The organism is Paenibacillus sp. BC26 (assembly GCF_900116125.1).
Classification (GTDB): Bacteria; Bacillota; Bacilli; order Paenibacillales; family Paenibacillaceae; genus Paenibacillus_Z; species Paenibacillus_Z lignilyticus.
On the sequence record NZ_FPAD01000005.1, the window covers coordinates 87,296 to 110,007 of the forward strand.

Consider the following 22,712-nt stretch of genomic DNA (forward strand, 5'->3'; position numbering starts at 1 on the left):
TTCCAACTATATTAACAGTACACTAGTTCAGTAGTGCACTGGTTCGCGGTCTATAGGAGGGTCGGACATGCAACTTAATTTTGACAACCCGAAACCGATATATTTGCAAATGGTGGACGAGGTCAAGAAGGCGTTAGTCAGGGGTGAGCTGGTGCCGGGAGACAAGATCCCTTCCCTGAAGGAAAGGGCTCAGATGTCGCAGGTTAACCCGAATACGGTGCAAAGGGCGTATCAAGAGATGGAGCGGGAAGGACTGACGGAAACGTTGCGCGGCCAAGGTACGTTCATCAAGAACGACCCGGCTTTGCTGCTACATATACGAGCGGAGATGGCGAACGCGGCGGTACGCCAATTCATTGAAGAGATGCGGGGGCTTGGCGTGGATCCCGGTGAGACGGAGCACTTGCTTCGCAAGCAATTATACGAGGGCGAGGAGGCTTAGCGCATGAATGAACCTATGGAACAACGGAATATTGCCGAGCTGCAGGGCGTTCATAAACGATACTTGCTGAAACATGCGATTAACGGAATCGACCTCCAAATCCGCAAAGGAACAATCGTCGGATTGCTCGGCCCGAACGGCAGCGGTAAATCGACGCTGCTCAAGATGATGGCGGGCATGATCTACCCGACGTCAGGCCGCATTCTCGTGAACGGCAGACAACCGGATGTTAAGAACAAAGCGCAAATCGCCTATTTGCCGGAGATCGACAATTTGTATGGCTGGATGACGGTGAAGGAAACGCTGCGGTTCATTTCCGGCTTTTATGCCGATTGGAAGGCGGACAAAGCGGCGGATATGCTCGAGAAGATGGAGTTGGATGCTAACCAGAAGGTGCGCAACTTGTCCAAAGGACTGCGTGCAAGGTTGAAGCTGATTGCGGCGTTATCCCGCGACGTACCGCTTATCCTGCTGGATGAACCATTCTCAGGCATCGATCCTTCCTCACGCGCGAAGATCATCCGCTCGATCGCCAGCGAATTTGAATCCGGCGAGCAGACGATCATCTTGTCGACTCATTCCGTGAAAGAGTCCGAGCCGTTGTTCGATGACGTCATCTTCTTGCAAGGCGGCCGAATCAAGCTGTACGACTCGGCGGAGAATCTGCGTGGCGAGTTTGGCTGCTCACTCGAGAACATATGGGAGAAGGTGTACGTGTAATGGCATTTCGCAATTTATTCCGCAAAGAGCTGAAGAGCGTCTGGCCATTGTACGGCGTCTTCTCCGCGGCGGTCCTGCTGATGGATTTCTTCCTCTTATTCAAGAGAAACCAATGGGATCCCAGTATTCTGACGATGTTGTCGTTGCTGCTCCCTTATATCTTTATTGCGACGATTACGATCGGCGTAGGGTACTATCAGCTGCATGCGGAGTGGAGATCGAATTCCATCTACTTGCTGCTTTCCTTGCCGGTGCGTGGATGGAAAGTGCTGGCGGCGAAGCTTGCAGCTATGATTACGCTGTTGATCGGGGTTATGCTGTGGATTGGAGCAAGCTTCTCGTTGACGCTGCTTATCGCCGAGTGGGACAAGTGGCGCACGGACTACGATATATTGCGCTTTTCGCCGGAGCTGGCGAATCTGCTGCTGCACAGCTTCTGGCTCTACGTATCCATTACGATATTCGCGGTCGTTGTGGTGCAATTCGCCTTCTTATGCGGACAGCTCGTAGCTCGATTGAAGTGGCTTGTTGTACTGATCGCCTTCGTCACGGCGCTCTGGGTTACGCTTCGGGTAAGTCCGTTCTTGTCGGTGCTGCTAAGCTGGACGCCCGATATAAGGATTGGCGGCGCTGGGCAGGACGCAGCGTTCCTGCAATCCGGACCGTTTATCGTGCTGGCGCTTATTATTGTGGGATTAACGTGGTTGAACGGCTATATTTTTGAACGGGAAGTGGAGGTATGAAGATGACGCTGCGCTCCAAGAAAACCCTTCTACTCTCCGTGGTTTTTGTTTTATTTGTTGTCATGATCCTGGATTTCGGGATTCGCAAAGTGGAGCCCTTGGAACGCTTTAGTGAACAGTTCGCTGACGTGGAGCGAACGCAGGCCCATCAGCAAGCTAATCATGGCGTGACCAAGACGTACGAGAGGGAGCTTGAAATTGCCGGTACGGGGGCAGGGCTGCGGGAGCTTCAACTCTCCGGCACGAATGGCCCGATTACGGTGCAGCGGGCCACCGGCGACAACGTCAGCCTGCACTATGCGGTTACCGTGTCCGCATCGGACGCAGAGGCAGCTGCTCGTAAGAACAGTGCGGTAAACATCGAGCAGCATAACGAAGAGGGTAAGGTTACGCTGGCTGCAATGGCCGGCGGAAAAACGATTGATCATGACGATTACGACATCGCCTATACGCTGCTCGTGCCAGCCGGCATTAAGCTTCGACTTCATGCGGAAGAAGAATCCATTCGGCTTGAAGGCCTTCGCGGAGATGCGGAAGTGACCTCAAGAGGCGGATTGGTGGAGCTCGCAGGCATTACCGGCAACGTAATCGTTAACGGCTCATACGGCAATGTGTATGCGTCCGGGATTAACGGGACTATCACGCTGAATAATCAGTCGGGGACTGCGACGATTGAGGATGTTCAAGGCGATGTAGTCCTGGACAGCAGGTCCGGGAAGCAGTTTATCCGCCGCGTGCAAGGAGCCGTAAGAGGAGTCACCGAAGGCGGCCCCGTGTACGTCAGCGACATCATAGGCAGTGTCAATCTGAGCGGACATGATGGCGATATTGGGATGGACGGCATTCGCGGCGACATCAAAGTCGTCACCCGATCCGGCACGACGGATGTGGTGCTGCCAAAGGACGGCGGATTTAGCTATAACGTTGAGGTTAACGAAGGCAACCTTCTGACCAAGCTGCCGTTCATAAGCGACAACCCGGACAACGAAAACATGACGAGTTTAAAAGGCACAACCGGTACAGGTAAATGGAAAGTCGACATTACGGCAAGTTTCGGAGATGTCATCATTCATTCCCCAATAGAGGAGGCACGACCATGAGCAACATGCCAGTCGTAAGCTTGCGCAACGTGACCAAGAAGGTCGGCAAGACAACGATTATTGATAATTTGACGTTTGACGTGCCGAAAGGCGAAATATTCGGTTTTCTCGGTCCCAACGGAGCCGGCAAAACGACCACAATCCGGATGATGGTTGGTTTGATGTCGATCACCAAAGGCGAAATATTCATTCAAGGGCATAACGTTAAGAACGAATTCGAGCAAGCGATCCGCCATGTCGGCGCGATCGTCGAGAACCCGGAAATGTACAAATTCCTGAGCGGCTATCGTAATTTGGTTCATTACGCGCGCATGGTTCCGGGAGTGACAAAGGAACGCATTGACGAAGTGGTCAAGCTGGTGAAGCTGGAAGACCGGATTCACGATAAGGTGAAGAAGTATTCCCTCGGGATGCGCCAACGGCTGGGCGTCGCTCAAGCGATGCTGCACAATCCGTCCTTGCTCATCCTGGATGAACCGACGAACGGACTCGATCCGGCGGGGATTCGCGAGCTGCGCGACTACTTGCGGTATTTGACCCGGACCGAAGGCATTACGGTCATTGTATCCAGCCACTTGCTCTCCGAGATGGAGCTGATGTGCGATCGCGTGGCGATTTTGCAGAAAGGCAGACTGGTGGATATCAAACCGATCCATGAATTTATCGGCTCCGATGAGCAGAGCAAGTCCTACCTCATCGAAGCGGACTTTACCGATGCAGCAGTGGAGGCAATTAAGCAGATAGAAGGCGTCAAAGAAGTGAAGCTGGTTGAGGGAGGCGCAGAAATCGTGACCGGTCGGGAACGGATTCCACGCATTCTGTCTTACTTAATGGGGAGCGGGATCGATGTCTACGGCGCGCATCCAATCAAGGTGTCGCTGGAAGATCGGTTCTTGGAAATGACGGGGGGCGAGCAGGTTGGTTAACTTAATTCAGAACGAAAACATGAAAGTCTACCGCCGCTGGCGAACTTGGATCATGGTCGGATTCATGATAGCGGTCGTGTTTACCGCAAGTCTCGTGGAGTGGTATTACGACAACGACATCACTTCCGATACGTGGCAGAAACAAGTCGAGCAGCAGAAGGACGCCATGGAGAAGGAATTGGACGATCCGAAAACAGGCGAAGAAACGAAGAAATATTATGAGAATCACATTGCACTTATCGATTATCGGCTGGAACATAATATCAGACCGGAAGACGGCACGATGTGGAGCGGCATTAACGGTTCCGCTACATTAGTGATCTTGATTACGCTGTTCACCGTCATTATTGCCGGAGACAGCTTGGCCGGCGAATTCTCGACAGGGACGATCAAGCTGCTTCTCATCCGTCCCGCCAGTAGGTTGAAAATTCTCATCTCCAAGTACGTGTCCATGATTCTGTTCGGCATCTTGTTGTTAATCGTGCTGTTCGTTGTATCCGTGTTGATTAACGGACTGCTGTATAAGTTCGGCGATATGAGCTTGCCGATGGTCGGCCTGGATTCGAACGGCGACATCTTCGAGCGGAACATGGTTCTTAACCTGTGGAAAACCTATTTGCTGAACGGCGTATCCACCGTGATGTACGTCACGATCGCGTTCATGATCTCATCAGCATTCCGCAGCAGCGCGATGGCAATCGGGTTCTCGATCTTCGCCTTGTTCGCGGGAGCTATATTGATGGAGCTTATTCAACGTTATGATTGGGCGAAGTATGTGCTGTTTCCGAACCTCAATCTTGCACAGTATCTGGAGGGGCGGCCGTATCAGGATGGGATGACGCTTTCCTTCTCCATCATCATGCTGGTCATTTACTTTATCGTGTTCAATCTTGTTTCGTGGCTGGCGTTTACGCGCCGGGACGTAGCGGCATAAATCGCTTCATAACCGGCACCACAATTTAGCTCAATTTGTAAAAAGCTTTCAATCCGCCAAATGCTGGCGGTTGAAAGCTTTTTATTTTGCACATTCACCCCCAAAACCTAACGTTTGTTGACTGCGGTCTTATGTTTGTTGTCTGGAATGGGGTCTCCAATATTCTATACAATGACATCAGTTAGTTTGAAAGCGCGTACACGCTGAACATGAACAAACGGAAGGAGTGGCTGACATGGACATGAAGAGCGGGTGTAAACGCTTACGAACACGCTGGCGCACGCAGGATACGGAACTGACGTTTCTGGCCCTGCCGACGACCATTTGGTATATCTTGTTTTGTTTCTTACCGATGTTCGGTCTCATTATTGCCTTTAAAGATTTCAAGATACACGGTGGCTTTCTCAGCAACGTCATAAACAGTGAGTGGTCCGGTTTCAAAAACTTTGAGTTTCTGTTCAAGTCGAACGATGCTTGGGTCGTGATGCGCAATACGCTGGGATACAATTTGATATTCATCATCCTGAGCATTGCGGTACCCGTCACTTTGGCGCTCATGATCGGTCAGCTGCACAGCAGCAAGGCCGGCAAAATCTATCAAACGATGATGTTCCTGCCTTATTTCTTATCTTGGGTCGTTGTATCCGCCATTGTTTGGGCGTTTCTAAGCTTCGATAAAGGGATCGCCAATCAATTCCTGGCGGAACTCGGCAAGGATCCCGTGAACTGGTATATGGAGCCTAAATATTGGCCGTACTTTCTGGTTTTCATGAATGTATGGAAGGGTTTGGGCTACGGTATGGTTGTCTACTTGGCGACGATCACCGGCATCGACAGCACGTATTACGAAGCCGCCGTAATCGATGGCGCATCCAAATGGCAGCAAGCGCGATTTATTACTTTGCCGCTTATGAAGCTTGTTATCGTGATGATGTTCATTCTGGCTGTAGGGCGAATCTTCTATACGGATTTCGGATTGTTCTTCCAGGTGCCGCGGGATTCCAACTCGCTCTTCAATGTAGCGACTACCATCGACGTTCTCGTCTATAAGCAGCTTAAGACCGCTACGGTAGGTATGGCTTCTGCTTCCGCTTTCGTACAATCCGTGATGGGTTGTGTGACCATTCTGATTGCCAACTGGGTCGTTCGTCGCGTAGACCGAGAGAGCGCAATGATGTAGAGGAGGAGCGGGAAATGAAAACAACAAGAGTGAAATATGAAAGCGGTCTCGATAAGTTTAACCGAATCGGGACCGCCACTAACATAAGTTTCAATTTGATTTTTATCGTATTGGCGCTGCTTTGCCTCGTGCCTGTCCTGGTGGTGCTGTCCGTATCGCTGGCCAGCGAGGATTCCATCCGCAACGATGGTTATCATCTCATTCCGACCGCTTTTTCCGGTGAGGCTTATCACTATATCGTGAAGCAAGGGAAGATGATTGGCCAGGCGCTCGGCATCTCCGTGCTCGTTACCGTCGTCGGTACGGTGCTTGGCGTGATGCTTACGACTTCGATGGGGTATGTTCTTTCGAGGCCGAATTACAAGCTTAACGGGCTGTTGACTTGGATCGTATTTATCCCGATGGTGTTCAACGGGGGTTTGGTATCCAGTTACTATATCAACTCGAATTTGCTGGGGTTGAAAGATACGGTGTGGGCGCTCATTCTGCCCCTGGCTGTGTCCTCCTTCAACGTCATCATTTGCAAAACGTTCTTCAGAAGCACCATTCCGGACGCTCTGATTGAATCCGCCGAGATCGACGGCTCGAGCCAGCTGCGCATCTTCTTCTCCATCGTGCTGCCGATTTCGCTGCCGGTTCTGGCCACCATCGGATTGTTCCTGTGCTTCTCTTATTGGAACGATTGGTTCCAATCCATGCTGTACATCAACAATCAGAACTTGTACTCGCTGCAAGCGCTGCTGAACAGCTTGATGAGTAACGTAGATGCCCTGGCGAAGAATGCTTCCAGCATGGGGATCAGCTATGCGGAGCTTGTCGCCACCATGCCTAAGGAATCCGCGCGTATGGCCGTGGCCATCGTCATCGTGGTTCCCGTTGCCGTAGCTTACCCGTTCTTCCAGAAATATTTTATTTCCGGTCTGACGGTCGGCGCTGTTAAAGGTTAACCCGAAATAAACCTGGATTCGTCCGGTTTATGATAGCTGCCGCCTGAATACAGTCGGCGGAAACAAAGATCGTACACAAAGGGAGGAAATGTTTTATGAAAAAAACAAAGAAGCAACTGCTTGCCATCGGTGCTGCGGCACTCCTGACGACAACCGCTCTTGCGGGCTGCGGTAATTCGAACTCCAATTCCGAAACAAGCAACAACACGCCTTCTAACACACAGACAGAAGCGAACAAGCCGGCTGAGTCGGGTGAAGTGCCTACGCTGGTATGGTGGACGATTGGCGGCCAAACGCCAGCCAACTTCGACAAAGCCATCGCGGCGATGAACGAATACACGGCCGAGAAAATCGGCGTTAAAATTGACATTAAGGTAGCCAGCTGGGGAGACTGGGATACGAAGATCAACACCATCGTAAACACCGGAGAACCTTTCGACATCATGTTCACGAACAACAGCAAGTACAGTCAGCAAGTTAACTTAGGTGCATTTGCCGATCTGACCGATTCCGTACAAAGCGATTCGGCTGATCTCTACAAGCTCATCCCTGAGAAGGTTTGGGATGGAACGAAGATCGGCGGCAAAATTTATGCCGTGCCGACGTACAAGGACTCTTCTTTGACTCAATACTGGGTGTTCGACGATAAGTATGTGCAGAAATATAAAATCGACGGTGCCAGCATCAAGACGTTGAAAGATCTCGACAAGCCTTTCCATGACATGAAGGCCGGCGAAGGCAAGAGCTTCTACCCGCTGTCACTCACGCAAGGCGACGGATTTAACGGATTCTTCAACGGCTACGATGATATGACGCTTGGTCTTCCGCCAATCGGCGTGAAAGTCGACGACGCTTCCCGTAAAGTCGTATCCGTGCTGGAGCAACCGGAAGTCATGGCAGATCTGAAGACGCTGCACCAATGGTACAAAGACGGCATCATCAATCCGGATGCACCGACGAAGACGGAAGCGGACAAGGCGCGCCCATTCTTCGCGGCACAGGCATTCCCGGGTGCGGAAGCAGGCTGGCAGATCACGGAGGGCGTTGCGAAGTACGACATGTTCCAAATCTTCGGCCCAATTTATACAACGAGCACAATCCAAGGCTCTCTGAATGCAATCTCCGCGAACTCGAAATATAAAACAGAAGCTTTGAAATACCTGCAATTGGTCAATACTGATCCCAAGCTGCGCAACATGCTGGCATTCGGCGAGCTGGGTGTCGACTACGATAACGTAGACGGCGAGAAAGTGGTTGAGCGCAAAACAGATACATGGCCGCTGGCAGCTTATACGCAAGGTACGTTCTTCGACCTGGCTGTAACGAAAGGCGCTCCTGTAGATCAATGGGATCAAGTGCGCAAGCTGAACGATCAAGCAACGTCGTCCACAAACTTGGGCTTCGCTCTGGACATCAGCAAGCTCGGCACGGAAGTGTCCAACACGAAAGCGGTATGGGATAAATATCGTTATGAGCTGATGACAGGTGCTTCCGATCCGGAAGTGATGGTACCGAAGATCGTTGCTGAATTGAAAGCAGCCGGCATGGATGCCATTACTGCTGCCGCACAAGAGCAAATCAACAGCTATTTCAAATAAGCCACGGCAAGTAATCTACTGTAAAAGTCATACAGAGAACCCGAACGGAGATAGCCGTTCGGGTTTTCTGCCACGAAATACCTGATTGCTTTATACGACAACTACGTTATAAGGTTGAGAGTGGGTACGACAGAAGCCTTACTGCAAAGGAGACGCCGCATGCTTTCATTTATGCAAATTAAGATCTATCGCGGCAAATTCATTGCATATGCGGTATTTGTGGTGTTCATCGGCTTGACGATCGGCGCACTCACTTGCGCAGTACTGCTGGATCAATGGGTGGGAAATTCGCGAAATGAAGCGGACGGCGCGTTCACTCGCGTGGAGAATACCCTTCAATATGATGCCGACCGAATCGAGGCTTTCATGCAGCGGGTCTATTCCAACAGCGGGCTTGTATCCGATGTGCGCAGCTTTTTGGGGAATACCGCGGAAGGATATCTGACGAGCCGACTGCAGAACAGCCATTATAATCGACCGCTTGTCTCTTTTCCCGAGGACATTAAATCCTTTCTGAGCAACGGGGGAAAGGGAGACATTACTCAAATCAGCCTGCATACCTCGCTTGAGGGTAATGTGGTGAGCTTCGACAGCAACGGAAATACGAGCTTTCAATTCCGTCTGCCGAATACGGATCCCAAGTTCCGCGAGACCATTCAGCGCGGTTTCGTCTACCATAAGAAGCTTTCCGATCCGAACCAGATCGCCCGTCAGCTGGGCGAATTCCGATTCTTGGTCAGCAGCGACCGCATATTCAAGACGGTGCAGAACTACCACCTGAGCGAAGCAGCAGCAATCAGCGCTTCCGGAGAGGTGTACCAAGTCGCCGGCAACGGCCGAAACACAGAAGAGCTGGTTCGCAGAATCGTGGCGGACGGACGCAGCCATGGGTTTCTGAAGACGGGCTTTGCGGATGCGGTATACTTCGTGTCATTCAACTCCGCGGAGTTTGATTACCGGTTCGTCAGCATGGTAGATATGGCTCCGCTTATACGTCAGAAAGCGAGTGTACTGCTCATCGTATTCCTAATCGTGCTGGTTGCGATGATCAGCGTATTGCTGCTCATTATGTATAACCTGCGCGAGGACGCAAACTTCCTGCGGCGGATTATTCTGTCGATCGGACGCGCGAAAACGGCTGATTTTACACTGGTTAACCCGGCGCGCTATCGTAGAAACGAATACGGCATGATTGCGCGCGAGCTGGACGATATGATCCAACAGCTCGACCGCCATATTCAAACGAATTATTTGCTCAAGCTTAAGCAGCAAGAAACCGAAATGAAAGCGCTTCAGCATCAAATCAATCCGCATTTTCTATATAATACGCTCGAGGTTATTCGTTCCTCTGCACTGATGAACCGTGCGGACTACACATCCGATGCGATTGCCACTTTGGGGGCTTTGTACCGGGATATCGTGAAGAACGAGAATATCATTCCGCTCGGCAGCGAGCTAAACTTGCTTCAGAAGTATCTGAAAATCATGGAATTTAAATATCCGGAACGCTTTTATTATCAGCTTAATGTAGAACCGCCGCTGTTAGCTTTGCCAACCGTGAAATTCTGGCTGCAGCCGCTGGCGGAAAATTTCTTCATCCATGGCTTCAACCCCGAGAGCGAGTTCAACCTGCTGATCGTGAACGGTTGGGAGGAAGAAGACCGCTTCGTGCTGGAGATTATGGACAACGGCAACAAGATCCCTGAGGAGCGTTTGGCCGAAATCAGAAACAAGCTTGCCAGAGGCGACGATGCCGAGACGGATCACATTGGGTTACGTAACGTGTATACAAGACTGCACTTCTTCTATGGGGCCGGGTTTTCGATGACCATCGACAACAATGAAGAAGCAGGCGTTAAAATAGGTGTATTCCTATCCAAGGAGGCTACATTCGATGTACAAGCTACTGATCGTAGATGACGAGCCGCAAATTCTGGAGGGCGTGAAACGAACGCTGGATTGGGAGAAATACGGCTTTGGCCAAATAGAGACAAGCGAAACGTATGAAGGCGCAATCTCGAAGGCGGTGGAATTCTTGCCTGACCTGGCTATATTCGATGTGTGCATCGGCAAACAGCGCGGGTATGATGCCATCCACAAGCTGAATGAACTGCGTCTTCCTTCAAAATATATCATGATGAGCGGCTATGGCGAATTTCAGTACGCACTGGAGGCCATCCGCTGCGGCGCCAAGGATTATCTGCTCAAGCCTGTCGACCGGACGAAGCTGCAGCAATTGGTGGAGAAGATTATTGTAGAGGATCTGCACGGCACGATCGAAGGTTCGGATCGCGATGACCTGGACATCGATCCGGTGCTCGGCGTGCGTTACGATAGTTTGTCCAAGCTGACGAATCGCATTCTGTTGATTGTGAAAGCGGAGTATGCACAGAACCTGAATTTGAAATCGGTTGCAGAACGTTTTCGCATGAATGGGACGTATCTTGGGCAGTTGTTTCTTAAGGAGACCCATAAGAAGTTTTCGGAGTATCTCATGGCTTATCGAATGCTCAAAGCCCAGGAGCGCATCCAGAATACGGACGAGAAGATCGTCAGCATCGCGCTTTCTGTCGGATACCCGAACCTGAACTATTTTTACTCTCATTTTCACGCTTATTTCGACAAATCGCCCTCGGATTTGCGGAGAAAGGAATAGAACCGTGATGCGACGACAACAACGGAATCCAAGTCGCCTCGTTGCCACCTTCGTGCTCGTCCTGATGCTGATGCTGCTTGTATCCGGCTGTTTCTCCTCATCCGGTAATGGCAAGAATAACGCAATTCCCGGCAATACGGTGAATTTGATCTATTACACCATCGGAGACCCCGACGCGGACCTGCAAATGGTCAACGACAAGATCAACGAGGTGCTGGCGAAGAAAATCGGCGTGACGATCACTTATATTAAGGTGGGCTGGCAGGAGTATGAAGATCGGCTGAACACGCTCGTGTCTGCGGGCACGCCGTTTGATATCGCTTTTGCGCCGGAATATACCACCTATGCACAGCGCGGCGCATGGCTGAAGCTGAATGATTATTTATCGAATGTGGGTAAGGATATGTATGATGCCATCGATCCGAAATTCTGGCAAGGCGTGCGGATGGATGATGGGAGCATCTATGGTGTGCCGACTAATAAGGAGTTAGCGGTACGTGACCAGTGGATGTACCCGGATGAGCTGGTGAAGAAGTACAAGATCGATATTTCCAAATATACCACGCTCGCTTCCCTTGAACCGTTGTTCCAGATGATCAAGGAGAAGGAACCTGACTATCAGCCGATGGAGCTCGACAAGGATTCTCAGAACTTCTTCGCTTTGGACGGTTTCGAGTATGTATCGGAGAAGACGCTTCCGCTGATGGTGCGCGTGCTGGATCCGAGCTCGCCGGTCGTAAATATATTCGAAACGAAAGAAGCCCGGCAGGTGCTCGATATTCTTCGGCGCTACTATGTGAAAGGGTATATCAATGAAGATGCCGGCATGCGCGAGAGCCAAGGGCTGAAGCGGGGCGTGAAGGTGTTCTGGAAAGCAGCCGGAGGCGGGCCTCTCTCGGAGAACAGCTGGAGTAAAGATCGCGGATATAAGCTTGTGGCTTACCCGGTAACACCGGCGCTGATCACAACAGAATCCATGCGCGGCGGGGTTATGGCTGTCAGCGTCGATACGAAACATCCAATCGAGAGCGTGAAGTTCCTCAATCTGCTGAACACAGATCCCGAGGTGCGCAACCTCTTTAACTTCGGCATTGAAGGCGTGCACTACACGCTGGATCGTAACGGTCAGGTGGTGCCTAAGGCTCCGGAGGACAGCGACGGCAAACCGATCCCGGGTGCGCAGCCAAGCTATGGGGGCGTGCAGTATACCCAAGGCAATTGGTTTATTTTGAAAACGATGGGCGGCGAATATCCGGATCCGCCGGACAAATGGAATCAGTTCCGTGCCAGCAATCGGGAGGCGGTCAATTCCAGTACGCTCGGCTTTACGCCCGACTTATCCCGCGTACCGATCCAAGTGCAGAACATTCAGATGGTCTGGGAGAAGTATTTCCCAAGTCTGATGACCGGCAGCGTAAACGTGGATGCGGTGCTGCCGAAGTTTAATCAGGAGCTTCAGCAAGCAGGAATTAATGAGGTTCGAATGGAAGTACAGAAGCAGCTCGATGCTTGGCGAGCTGCTCATTCCTAGCCTGATTTCAAGTGTTGATTCTGTTTTTGAGATTGTTTATACTTCGAAGAGGCACCTATACCAAATATTAGGTGATCACAACTACGAGAGTTCCAGAGAGATCAGCCTTCATGTCATGGACATCAATGAGTTCATAAGGGTGGTGCGAATTGATCGTATTTGATTACTTTGTTAATCTCTCTATATTCTCACTCCTGGTCAGTACTCCCTTGGTCATCCGTTCGTTCATTATTCGCCGCTCACTGAAGCAGATGCGTCTGTGGATCGGCGTGTATGCAGGGCTAGTTTCCGTTATTCTCGTCATCCTCTCCGTCAAGCAGCAAGGGTATTCCTACGACATCCGATATGCGCCTGTAATCCTGGTATATGCCTATCTTGGGCCGGTGCCGGGCATTATTGCAGGCTCATTTTCCTTAATTACAAGACTGCTCTCCGGCGGCAACTGGCTGCCGGCCATCATAGGCTGGGTCATAAACATCGCGATTCTCACCGGCCTATACAAGTACATCCCTCGCCTTACGCCACTTCAAAAAAGTGCGGTATTATTCGGTGGCTACATCGTTGGCTATTTGTGCACCGTGTTTACTTTTCAAATTCTCATTGCATTGCCGTTCTTTCACGTGCAGTATTTGGTCTTTGTCCTGTTAGGCGTAGTTATTGGCGGGTTTCTTATTGAATCCAATGAGAGACTCCGTAGAATTATCGCAGAGAAGAACTACGTGGAGAAGACGCTGGAAGTCAGTGAATCCCAATACCGACTAATTGCGGAGAACACATCCGATCTTATTGTTCTGATGGATAAGGATTATTCGGTTAGTTATTTCTCGCCTTCTCATGAGCACGTATTGGGGTATATTCGTTCTGAATTAGATGGGGTTGAATTGTGCAAGTTCGTACATGAGGACGATGTGGCCATGTTCCGGGGCGCGATCAAAAAAATGTTTGCCCATAGTGAATCACATGCCATGGAATTCCGGCTGAGACATAAGGATGGGCGATGGATCGAATTTGAGTCCCGTTGCAGACCCGTGGTGGGAGAGACGGGGAGTATCGATCACGTCGTTATTATTAGCCGCGATATTTCGGAACGGAAGAAAGCGGAGGAGTTTCTGCTGCAATCGGAGAAGCTGTCCGTTGTCGGGAAGTTGGCAGCCGGCGTGGCGCATGAAATTCGCAATCCGCTGACAACGATGAAAGGGTTCCTTCAGCTGTACAAGAGGGAAAATCCTTCGATGCGCAACAGCGACTTGCTCCTTAGCGAGCTTGAGCGGATTGAAATGATTACGAATGAGTTCCTTTCGCTTGCCAAGCCGCAATCCATTCAACTTTCCGATACCGATCTCAAAGAGCTGATCGAGGAAACTGTCGAGTTTCTGTCGCCGCAGGCTCTGCTGAACAATATTGAGTTTATTCGCGGATTTGCGGGAACCCAATTTCCTATTACATGCGAGAAAAATCAGCTGAAGCAGGTATTCCTCAATATATTGAAGAACGCCATGGAATCCATGCCGGGTGGCGGAGAGATCCACATCAATTTAAGAGTCGAGGACGAAGAAGAGTACGTCATTTCGATCAAAGACCATGGCTGCGGGATTCCCGAGGAACTGCTGCCCCAGTTGGGACAACCCTTCTACAGCTTGAAGGAAAAGGGAACAGGGCTCGGACTTATGATCAGCCATCGCATTATTAAACAGCACTTTGGCGATATTGCGTACCAGAGCAAGGGGAATGAAGGGACGTTAATTGAGATTAAGCTGCCGGTCAGAAGGGTACAGATACCAAACTAACAATATATTCATTCGTATTTGATCTGAATTTAACACTGCATGCTTATAATAGTGTAATTCTAGGCTATCATTACGAAAGAAGGTTAATGTTGATGCAAGTACCCCAATCGATCGTGGATCAGCACGTGCATTCTAATTATTCCCCTGATTCGGAAGAAAAGTTGGAGCACATTGTTGCCCATGCGGCGAAGCTGGGCAAGTCGGCCGTTGTGACAACCGATCATTTTGATTATGACTGCAAGTATTTCAAGAAAGACGTCCTCATCGATATGGACAGCTATGAACGAGAGGTTGACGCATTACGTCAGCGGTATGAGATCGAGATCCGAAAGGGCATCGAGGTCGGATATCGGAAAGACTTCCATGAAGAGATCAATCGTTATCTGGAGAGCTACTCGTTTGATTTGGTGCTGCTTTCCGCCCACAATAACGGAGTCCTTGATTTTGCCGAGGAGGCCTTCCACAATCAGCCGATGGATGTGCTCCTGGCGGATTATTTCACGCATGTACGCGATGCCGTCGATCGGATGGACAATTACGACGTGGTCGCCCATCTCGATTACGTGGCTCGTTATACGAAGTCGATGGTAAGCCATGCGGATTACGAGCGCTGCAGCCCGATTCTATACGATCTATTGAAAACGATCATTCGCAAGGAGAAGGTACTCGAGCTGAATACGACCGGGCTGTTCCGGCAAGGATGGATTCATCCGCATACGTACCTAATTGAGATGTACCTGGATCTAGGCGGCAAATTGTTCTCGCTCGGTTCTGACGCACACCGGCTCGGCAGTATAGAGCAAGGCTTCGGCGAGGCGATCACGTTATTGAAATCGTATGATGTTCACGAAGTCGTGCAGTTCCGCAATCGTGTTCCGCAGCTCGTGCTGCTATAAGATTTACAAGCAAAGGGAGGGTACCCATCAGGGTGCCTTTTTTGCTGTTAGTAGGGGGATTTGATATAACATCGGTTTTTTAGATTCCGGCACGGCACGGGTGCATACATTGTCGCATTCCAACGCTAACGGTTGTGACAGCGGTTATTAGGCCTAAATAGCCCCTGTTTAGCGGCTAACGGTTGCCAAAGAGCTTATTTCAACGTTTTCCACGGGGTATCGGCCAATTTGCTGCAAATAACGTCTGTCACAACCGTAAGGATTTCAAAATGGCGTATATTTATCAAATAGCCACGCTGACAACCGTTATAGTTTTGTCCATGAAATATAGACAATAAAGTAGCTGCCGGGACTTTCTCGGGCAGCCTGAGGGTACCCGTTAGGGTGCCCTTTTTTGTTTGCGCATCAGACATGATTTTATCGAAATAACCGCATGCTAAAAAAAATATTCGCCCCAATGAAAAATATGAGCCTGCTCAATTGTATTACAAGTGAAAGGAGGTGCTGAGGTGTACGATTCATATGAGCTCAATGAATCTGTGCGACAGGCCTTGGATCTATATTCGCAAAGCATGATCAAAATTGCTTTTGCCTACTTGAAAAATATAGCGGATGCAGAAGAAGTGACGCAGGAGGTGTTTCTCACCTATTTGCAAAAGCGCCCTGTATTTCAATCCAGTGAACATGAGAAGGCGTGGCTGATTCGAACAACCATTAATAAAAGCAAGAACATGCTTAAAGCCGGGTGGTTTAGAAACAGGAACCCCGTCCCAGAAGACCTAAGCTACCTCCCGAAGGAAGAAAACGACGTTCTACAGGCTGTTCTGGCTTTGGACAAGAAGTACCGGATTCCGATTCATCTGCACTATTACGAGGGATATTCCATTCAGGAAATCGCAGAAATTATGCAGGCTAAGCCGGCGACGGTCGGAACCTGGCTTGCAAGAGGACGCTTAATCTTAAAAGAGAAGATTGGAGGTCTCGAGCGTGAAGAAATCTGTTTATAAGTCTGCGATGTCCCACGTGAAAACAAGCGAGGATTTCAAAGAAGCAACATATAAGAAGTTGATGCAGGAAATGCAGCAAATGGACAAGGAACAAACCAATACAATTAACCCAAAGGGGCGAGTGAAAATGGAAAAAGTAATGACAAAAAAACTAACAGGTTGGACAGTTGGAATTGCAGCATGTGCGGTGTTGGCGGTTAGTATCTTCACATTGAACAATGATACGACACCTGCCAATCCTCCTCAGACTGCAGTTGTTGATACACAGAAGCCGCCAATCATGGGTAAAGTAAGAGTTAATATTGATGGCGTGATCTCTGAAGTGAGCGCAGACGGCAAAAGCTTCAAAGTAGGCGATCTGTGGGTCGAAGTAACGGATCAAACGCAATGGGGCAGCAACGAACCAACGGCAACCGCGCCGTCCGAAGATCTGCTGTCGAAAGAATTTAAAGTCGGCAACATCGTATCGGGCTTCACGTCGGACGATGTAAGCACAGGTAAAGTGAAAGCAACTGTGATCTACAACAACATGGCTCCACAGACTGGTGAGGCAGGTCAGTCAACAAAACCGGCTACAACAGGCAAAATGATGGCTAACATCGATGGCGTGATTACAGAAGTAAGCGCAGACGGCAAAAGCTTCAAAGTTGGCGACCTTTGGGTTACGGTAACACCGGAAACGCAACTGGGTATCGATGGCCCGACTGCTGCAGCACCGTCTGAAGAGCTGCTGGCCAAAGAATTCACTGTAGGCAATATCGTATCCGGATTTACATCCGGAGATGTAAGCACAGGCAAAGTGAACGCTACACGTATCTACAACAACATGGTTCCACAGAAGTAAGCGATCCGGCATTACCATCCATTCGATATTTCGCCTCTCCAGAAATGGAGAGGCGCTTTTTTTTATGCTCCATTACATTTCACTTTGACAACCTGCATACAATTGTATACAGTTATTTGTATACAATTGTATGCAAAAGGAGTTGGCGTATTTGAGAGATATGGACGGTAAAGGCGAGAAACACGAGAAGCACGGAGGCGGGCGGCATAGGGGGAGACATCATCACCATCATGGCGCTCAGACCTTCCGACGCGGGCGGGCGCTTGAGTTCTTGGCAAGGCTCAACGTCAAACGCTCGACGTTGAAACAACAGCTGGATGCACCGGAATTCCAAGAAATCAGGCCGGTCATACTTGGGGAACTCAAAGCGATTGAACAGATCATAAACGAATATACGGAGCATTTTGAAATTCGCGAAGCAGAAGGCGAGGACCAACAGGCTGAGGAAGGAGAAGGGAGCCAATAAACGATGTGGGGACTTAAAGCATACCTGAGGCCGTACTGGAAATTCATGATACTCGGGCCGCTCTTTATGATCTTCGAGGTCTTTTTTGATTTGCTGCAGCCGACGCTGGCCGCTCATATCGTTAATTTCGGCGTCGTGGAACGCGATTTTAGCGTGATCCAGCATACGGGGCTCTTGATGGCATTGGTAGCACTGCTCTCCTTAGTAACGGGAGTGGGCTGCAATCTCTTCGCAAGCCGCGCCTCCCAGAACTTCGGGGCCGACATTCGAGAAGCGCTGTTCACCAAGGTGCAATCGTTCTCGTTTGAGAATATGGATACGTTTAAGTCAGGTTCGTTAATAACTCGAATGACCAGCGATGTTGTTCAAGTTCAGAATTTACTGCAAATCGCGCTTCAAGGTTTGGTTCGTGCACCAAGTCTGCTGATTGGCAGCGTGGTTATGGCTTTGATTATTAATCTTCGGCTAGGGCTTATCCTTCTGGGTACCTTGATCCTTTTAGTCATCGCGCTTGTTGTGCTCATTCGATTCTCGTCACCGTTGTTCGCAACTGTTCAGGCTAAACTGGATGCCGTGAATATACGGATACAGGAGAACTTGGCTGGCATTCGGGTCATTAAGGCCTTCGTCAGATCCGACTACGAAACGAAGCAATTCCAAGAGGTGAACCGTGAATACACGGAGGTCTCCATTAAAGCAGCCCGAGTCATCGCGCTGAATTCTCCGGTTGTGACCTTCATTATGAATGCTTGCTTGGTTGCCATCCTGTTGTACGGCGGCGACCTGGTGTCATTCGGATCGGTGCGGGTTGGGGATTTGGTCGCTTTCGTAAACTATGTCGTGCAGGTGCTGTCTTCTTTGTTAATGGTGAGCGGGTTGCTGATCAACGTTTCGCAGGCTAGCGTATCCGCGAGACGCATTCAAGAAGTGTTATCGACGCAGCCCTATATCAAGGATGCGGATCATGTAACATCGACTTCTATAACAGCGCAGCATGTAAAGCTTCAAGATGTGGCTTTCTCCTACAATCGAACGGCTGAATCCAATAGTTTGGCCTTGCGAAATATTACACTGGAAGCCCGCCGCGGCGAAACAGTCGCTATTATCGGTGCGACGGGGGCCGGGAAATCGACGCTCGTCCAATTGATCCCGAGGCTGTATGAGGTCTCATCGGGTGCCATCGAGATCGATGGGAAGGATATTCGGAACCTCCCGCTTGCTGAGCTTCGGCGCCATATCGGCATGATCCTTCAGGAATCGTTTCTGTTCACGGGAACGATTCGAGATAACATCGGATTCGGCAAATCGGATGCAACGCAGGAGGACATTGAACAGGCGGCTAGGCTTGCTCAAGCGCATGATTTTATTTCGGCAATGCCTGAAGGGTATGACACGCTCCTTGGTCAGAAAGGCGTCAATCTATCCGGGGGACAGAAGCAGCGGATTTCCATTGCGAGAGCGCTGCTCATCAAGCCGCCTATTATTATCATGGATGACAGCACGAGCGCCCTGGATCTCGGAACGGAAAGACGGCTCCGAATGGCTTTGGCAGACTTATCGGCAGATAGCATCACTTTCCTCATCACGCAGCGGATATCCTCAGCGCTCGAGGCGCAGAAGATTCTGGTGCTCGACGAGGGCTCCATCGTAGGAAGCGGGACTCATGCCGAGTTATTGCAGCAGTGCGAAGTGTATCAGGATATTTATCGGTCGCAATACGGCAGTCAGGAGGTGTTCCATGTCGGGTAAGGCGAATTTCGATCAGATGGGCTTCCGCCCGGGCCAAGGCCCACACTTGGGAGCTTCTAAAGTCAGGTCGAAGGATACGAAAGGGACGCTGCGAAGAATAGGCCGTTACTTGCTGCTTCAACGCCGCTCATTGTGGTTCGTAATCATCTGTACGATAGTAACATCCGTTCTCGCGCTGCTGGGCCCTTATTTAATCGGTCAAATGATCGACGACTACATTGTCCCCCGTCAATATGAGGGTTTTGTTCAGATGGGTTTGATTTTATTAGGCGTGTATTTGGCAGGGGCGGTGTTCACTTGGATCCAGCAATACATGGCTTCGAGCTTATCCCAGCATACGGTTCGGGATATGCGTCAGGATTTATTCGACCATTATCATGGACTGCCTGTGCAGTTCTTCGATGGGCGCACACATGGCGAGCTGATGAGCAGAGCGACCAATGATATCGCTAACGTTTCCAATACGCTGAACCAAACGGTCGTTCAACTGATTTCCAGTGTTTTGATGCTTGTTGGCAGCGTAGTGATGATGCTTAGCCTGAGCGCATGGATGACGCTGATTACGATTCTAACGGTTCCGCTCATCGCGTATATCACTAAGAAAATCACGAAAATTACCCGCCAGTATTTCTCGCAGCAGCAGAAATATCTTGGCGAAGTGAACGGTTTCGTTCAGGAGAATATCTCCGGCTTGAAGGTCGTCAAGGTGTTCGGCAGGGAGACCAAGTCGATTGAGCAGTTCCGCGAAATCAATGAACGATTGCGAGTCGTTGGCGTGAAAGCGCAAAGCCTCTCCGGTTCGATGGGACCGATGATGAACACCATGCGTAATTTGACCTTCGTCGTGATTGCGGTGTTCGGCGGCGTCTTTGCCTACCATGAAGTGATCACGATCGGCATCATCGTCAGCTTCCTCAACTATTCGAATCAATTCAGCCAGCCGATCAATCAGCTTGCCAATCAATATAATTTGTTTCAATCCGCCATTGCCGGAGCGGAGCGCGTGTTTGAAGTACTGGATATAAAGCCCGAGCATACGGAAGGAGCCCCAAGTAAGCCTAGTCAGCCCATCAAAGGAGAGGTGGTGTTCGATCAGGTTAACTTCGGCTATAAGCCGGACGCAGCTGTTCTGAAGAACCTATCGCTGCAAGCATCTCCCGGTCAGATGATTGCCTTAGTGGGTCCGACGGGCGCGGGGAAAACGACGGTTATTAACCTTCTTACGCGATTCTACGATATTCAATCCGGACGGATTCTAATTGACGGCCGGGATATTCAGGAGCTCGATAAACAGGAGTTACGCAGTCAAATTGGATTGGTGCTGCAGGATGCGTATGTATTCTCGGGCACGATTCGAGACAATATCCGCTACGGCCGGTTGGATGCTACCGATCTAGAGGTGGAAGAGGCGGCTTCGCTCGCGAATGCGGATACGTTTATTCGAAAACTGCCGCAGGGCTACGATACGCATTTGAATGCGGAAGGCAGTAATTTGAGCCAAGGGCAAAGGCAGCTGCTCACGATAGCCCGTGCCGTGCTGGCTAATCCCGCCATCTTGATTCTGGACGAGGCGACAAGCAGTGTGGATACGAGGACGGAGCTGCACATCCAAGAGGCGATGAAGACGTTAATGAAGGGGAAAACCAGCTTCGTTATCGCCCATAGGCTCAGCACGATCAGGGAGGCGGATGCCATTCTTGTCATTAACGGCGGTGAAGTCATCGAACAAGGTTCGCATGAAGAGCTCATGAAGAGGAATGGATTCTATTCCCATATGTATCAGCAAGCTTAAGATTTAAGGCCACCGTTGAGGTGGTCTTTTTTAGGGACTGGCCCCATTTTCCGACAAATTCAAATGAGAGAAGACTAATGATCGATGGGACTCTGGGTAGATGCTAACTAATACTTGGTATGTCAAAGTAATACCGAGGGGATGCATTTCAGCATTTCACCTAAGGAGGAAATCGATAATGAACTATCATTTCTTTGTAGGCAACGATAACGGAAACAGTGAGCATGATCTGATCATTGACGGCAAATTGATTCAGCAGCCCAATGTGAATTGCAGAGTGGACGAGCTTCCATGGAGCGAGGAGCAAGCGCCGGAGAGTTTTGTGCGAAACCTGCAGGATCAGCTGGTAGTCACGGTGGATTCGCCTGCCGCGAGGCCGGGGATGTACTATGTCGGAAAGTTTGCGCTGGAGAGCGGCGAGATTATTGATACGATTCAGATTGGCATCGATTCGAAAAGCGAGATGGATCTGCCGGTCATTAATACGCTGGCTCAGATCGCAGCGCTAGCCGTGCAGAAGGCATTCGAGGACGAGAAGAAGATCCCATCGCAGATTGATGTCGAGGTGGATATGGCGACCGCACTGCCGGTTACACAGCATACCGACGAGAGCTCTGCCAGGTTTGAGAAGCGGTTCACTTCCGATGTGCATCATGTGACGGTGCATTTAGGCGTGCAGCGCGTAGCCGTCAAAGTCAGCTTCCCGTTCGTGAAGGTTGTGCCCGAAGCGACGCCGGTTATCTTCACGCTGCAGAAGGATGCGGCGGGGAACTGGAGAGAAGGGGATATTTTTGCCGATTTTGCCGCGACCTACGGACTCGAGAAGAAATTCAACGGCAGCTATTTCAAGGATAAACGGATCCTTCATGTCGATATTGGCGACGGCTCGACGGAATACCCGATTACGGAGGGCAATAAGTTCCTGCGGCAGTTCATTCACGGCAGTCATCATGGTGCGGGATATGCGATAGAGGAAGCGCTGCAGGAGTTTAACCGACTCATTCATTTGCCGGATAGTCCGAGGCAGTTCTTCAGCGATGTGCTCAAGAATCCGAAGCATAAATACCATGCACGGGCGCTCAAAACGTTGCGCAGGCCGCTGGAAAGCCAAGTGAAGCAAATCGTGCAGCATGTGAAGAAGCAGCTGACCAAAGCGCGCAATGAGATCGATCTCATCTGCGTCTATGGCGGCGGGAGTATTCTGATGCGTACTGTCTTATATCCGTATTTGAAGGAGGCCTGCGATGAGCGGGAGATCAAGCTGCTCTATATGCCTTCGGACTACGCGGTTGAGCTAAATGCGACGGGGCTGGATGCTTTCGTACGGGGCAAGATCTATGAAGCGCTGAAAAATAAAGCGGAGCAACCGGCATAGCGAGCCTGGTAGGTTGAGG

At 50.3% G+C, this 22,712-nt stretch carries 20 protein-coding genes; all 20 read left to right on the top strand.

All coding sequences use genetic code 11. From position 1 onward, the window contains the following. Positions 1 to 67 precede the first annotated feature (67 nt). The 20 genes from BM412_RS26560 to BM412_RS26655 all read left to right on the top strand — a co-directional run bounded on the left by BM412_RS26560 (position 68) and on the right by BM412_RS26655 (position 22,693). Positions 68 to 442, top strand: a complete 375-nt coding sequence (locus tag BM412_RS26560) for a GntR family transcriptional regulator (protein ID WP_091224730.1) — start codon at positions 68 to 70, stop codon at positions 440 to 442. 3 nt (positions 443 to 445) lie between these two features. Next, on the top strand, positions 446 to 1,162 hold the full coding sequence (locus BM412_RS26565) for an ABC transporter ATP-binding protein (protein ID WP_091224731.1): 717 nt from the start codon (positions 446 to 448) through the stop codon (positions 1,160 to 1,162). Further along, positions 1,162 to 1,905 carry a hypothetical protein gene (locus BM412_RS26570; RefSeq protein ID WP_091224732.1) on the top strand — a complete coding sequence of 248 codons (744 nt, stop codon included), beginning with the start codon at positions 1,162 to 1,164 and terminating at the stop codon, positions 1,903 to 1,905. Before BM412_RS26565 ends, BM412_RS26570 begins: the two co-directional genes overlap by 1 nt. Beyond that, positions 1,902 to 3,005, top strand: coding sequence for a DUF4097 family beta strand repeat-containing protein (locus BM412_RS26575; protein WP_091224733.1), 1,104 nt, complete (start codon positions 1,902 to 1,904; stop codon positions 3,003 to 3,005). The genes BM412_RS26570 and BM412_RS26575 overlap by 4 nt, the downstream gene beginning before the upstream one ends. After that, positions 3,002 to 3,931 carry an ABC transporter ATP-binding protein gene (locus tag BM412_RS26580; protein ID WP_091224734.1) on the top strand — a complete coding sequence of 310 codons (930 nt, stop codon included), beginning with the start codon at positions 3,002 to 3,004 and terminating at the stop codon, positions 3,929 to 3,931. Before BM412_RS26575 ends, BM412_RS26580 begins: the two co-directional genes overlap by 4 nt. Then, positions 3,924 to 4,865 (top strand): ABC transporter permease, encoded by a 942-nt coding sequence (locus BM412_RS26585; protein ID WP_091224735.1) that lies wholly within the window; start codon positions 3,924 to 3,926, stop codon positions 4,863 to 4,865. Before BM412_RS26580 ends, BM412_RS26585 begins: the two co-directional genes overlap by 8 nt. A gap of 235 nt (positions 4,866 to 5,100) precedes the next feature. Then, positions 5,101 to 6,045 (top strand): ABC transporter permease, encoded by a 945-nt coding sequence (locus tag BM412_RS26590; protein WP_091224736.1) that lies wholly within the window; start codon positions 5,101 to 5,103, stop codon positions 6,043 to 6,045. A 14-nt stretch (positions 6,046 to 6,059) separates the two neighbouring features. Further along, complete coding sequence (locus BM412_RS26595) at positions 6,060 to 6,992, top strand: carbohydrate ABC transporter permease (RefSeq protein ID WP_091224737.1); 933 nt, start codon at positions 6,060 to 6,062, stop codon at positions 6,990 to 6,992. 95 nt (positions 6,993 to 7,087) lie between these two features. Beyond that, complete coding sequence (locus BM412_RS26600) at positions 7,088 to 8,590, top strand: ABC transporter substrate-binding protein (RefSeq protein ID WP_091224738.1); 1,503 nt, start codon at positions 7,088 to 7,090, stop codon at positions 8,588 to 8,590. Between the two features lie 159 nt (positions 8,591 to 8,749). After that, complete coding sequence (locus tag BM412_RS26605) at positions 8,750 to 10,510, top strand: sensor histidine kinase (protein ID WP_091224739.1); 1,761 nt, start codon at positions 8,750 to 8,752, stop codon at positions 10,508 to 10,510. Continuing rightward, on the top strand, positions 10,485 to 11,246 hold the full coding sequence (locus BM412_RS26610) for a response regulator transcription factor (protein ID WP_091224740.1): 762 nt from the start codon (positions 10,485 to 10,487) through the stop codon (positions 11,244 to 11,246). Before BM412_RS26605 ends, BM412_RS26610 begins: the two co-directional genes overlap by 26 nt. A 7-nt stretch (positions 11,247 to 11,253) precedes the next feature. Further along, positions 11,254 to 12,777, top strand: coding sequence for an ABC transporter substrate-binding protein (locus BM412_RS26615; RefSeq protein WP_256256629.1), 1,524 nt, complete (start codon positions 11,254 to 11,256; stop codon positions 12,775 to 12,777). Positions 12,778 to 12,926: 149 nt separating this feature from the next. After that, positions 12,927 to 14,564: an ATP-binding protein gene (locus BM412_RS26620; RefSeq protein ID WP_091224741.1), complete on the top strand. Its 1,638-nt coding sequence runs from the start codon at positions 12,927 to 12,929 to the stop codon at positions 14,562 to 14,564. A gap of 92 nt (positions 14,565 to 14,656) precedes the next feature. Further along, positions 14,657 to 15,460 carry a histidinol-phosphatase HisJ family protein gene (locus BM412_RS26625; protein ID WP_177246106.1) on the top strand — a complete coding sequence of 268 codons (804 nt, stop codon included), beginning with the start codon at positions 14,657 to 14,659 and terminating at the stop codon, positions 15,458 to 15,460. 509 nt (positions 15,461 to 15,969) lie between these two features. Then, a complete protein-coding gene (locus BM412_RS26630; RefSeq protein WP_091224743.1) occupies positions 15,970 to 16,467 on the top strand; it encodes an RNA polymerase sigma factor in 498 nt (165 codons plus the stop codon). Continuing rightward, positions 16,448 to 17,311, top strand: coding sequence for a DUF5666 domain-containing protein (locus BM412_RS26635; RefSeq protein ID WP_091224744.1), 864 nt, complete (start codon positions 16,448 to 16,450; stop codon positions 17,309 to 17,311). The genes BM412_RS26630 and BM412_RS26635 overlap by 20 nt, the downstream gene beginning before the upstream one ends. A 160-nt stretch (positions 17,312 to 17,471) precedes the next feature. Further along, positions 17,472 to 17,777 carry a hypothetical protein gene (locus BM412_RS26640; RefSeq protein WP_091225065.1) on the top strand — a complete coding sequence of 102 codons (306 nt, stop codon included), beginning with the start codon at positions 17,472 to 17,474 and terminating at the stop codon, positions 17,775 to 17,777. 3 nt (positions 17,778 to 17,780) lie between these two features. Next, positions 17,781 to 19,526, top strand: a complete 1,746-nt coding sequence (locus tag BM412_RS26645; RefSeq protein ID WP_091224745.1) for an ABC transporter ATP-binding protein — start codon at positions 17,781 to 17,783, stop codon at positions 19,524 to 19,526. Beyond that, entirely contained in the window at positions 19,516 to 21,318 is a 1,803-nt protein-coding gene (locus BM412_RS26650; RefSeq protein WP_256256607.1) for an ABC transporter ATP-binding protein, read from the top strand. The genes BM412_RS26645 and BM412_RS26650 overlap by 11 nt, the downstream gene beginning before the upstream one ends. Before the next feature lie 178 nt (positions 21,319 to 21,496). Further along, on the top strand, positions 21,497 to 22,693 hold the full coding sequence (locus tag BM412_RS26655; protein ID WP_091224746.1) for a ParM/StbA family protein: 1,197 nt from the start codon (positions 21,497 to 21,499) through the stop codon (positions 22,691 to 22,693). The last annotated feature ends 19 nt before the right edge of the window (positions 22,694 to 22,712 follow it).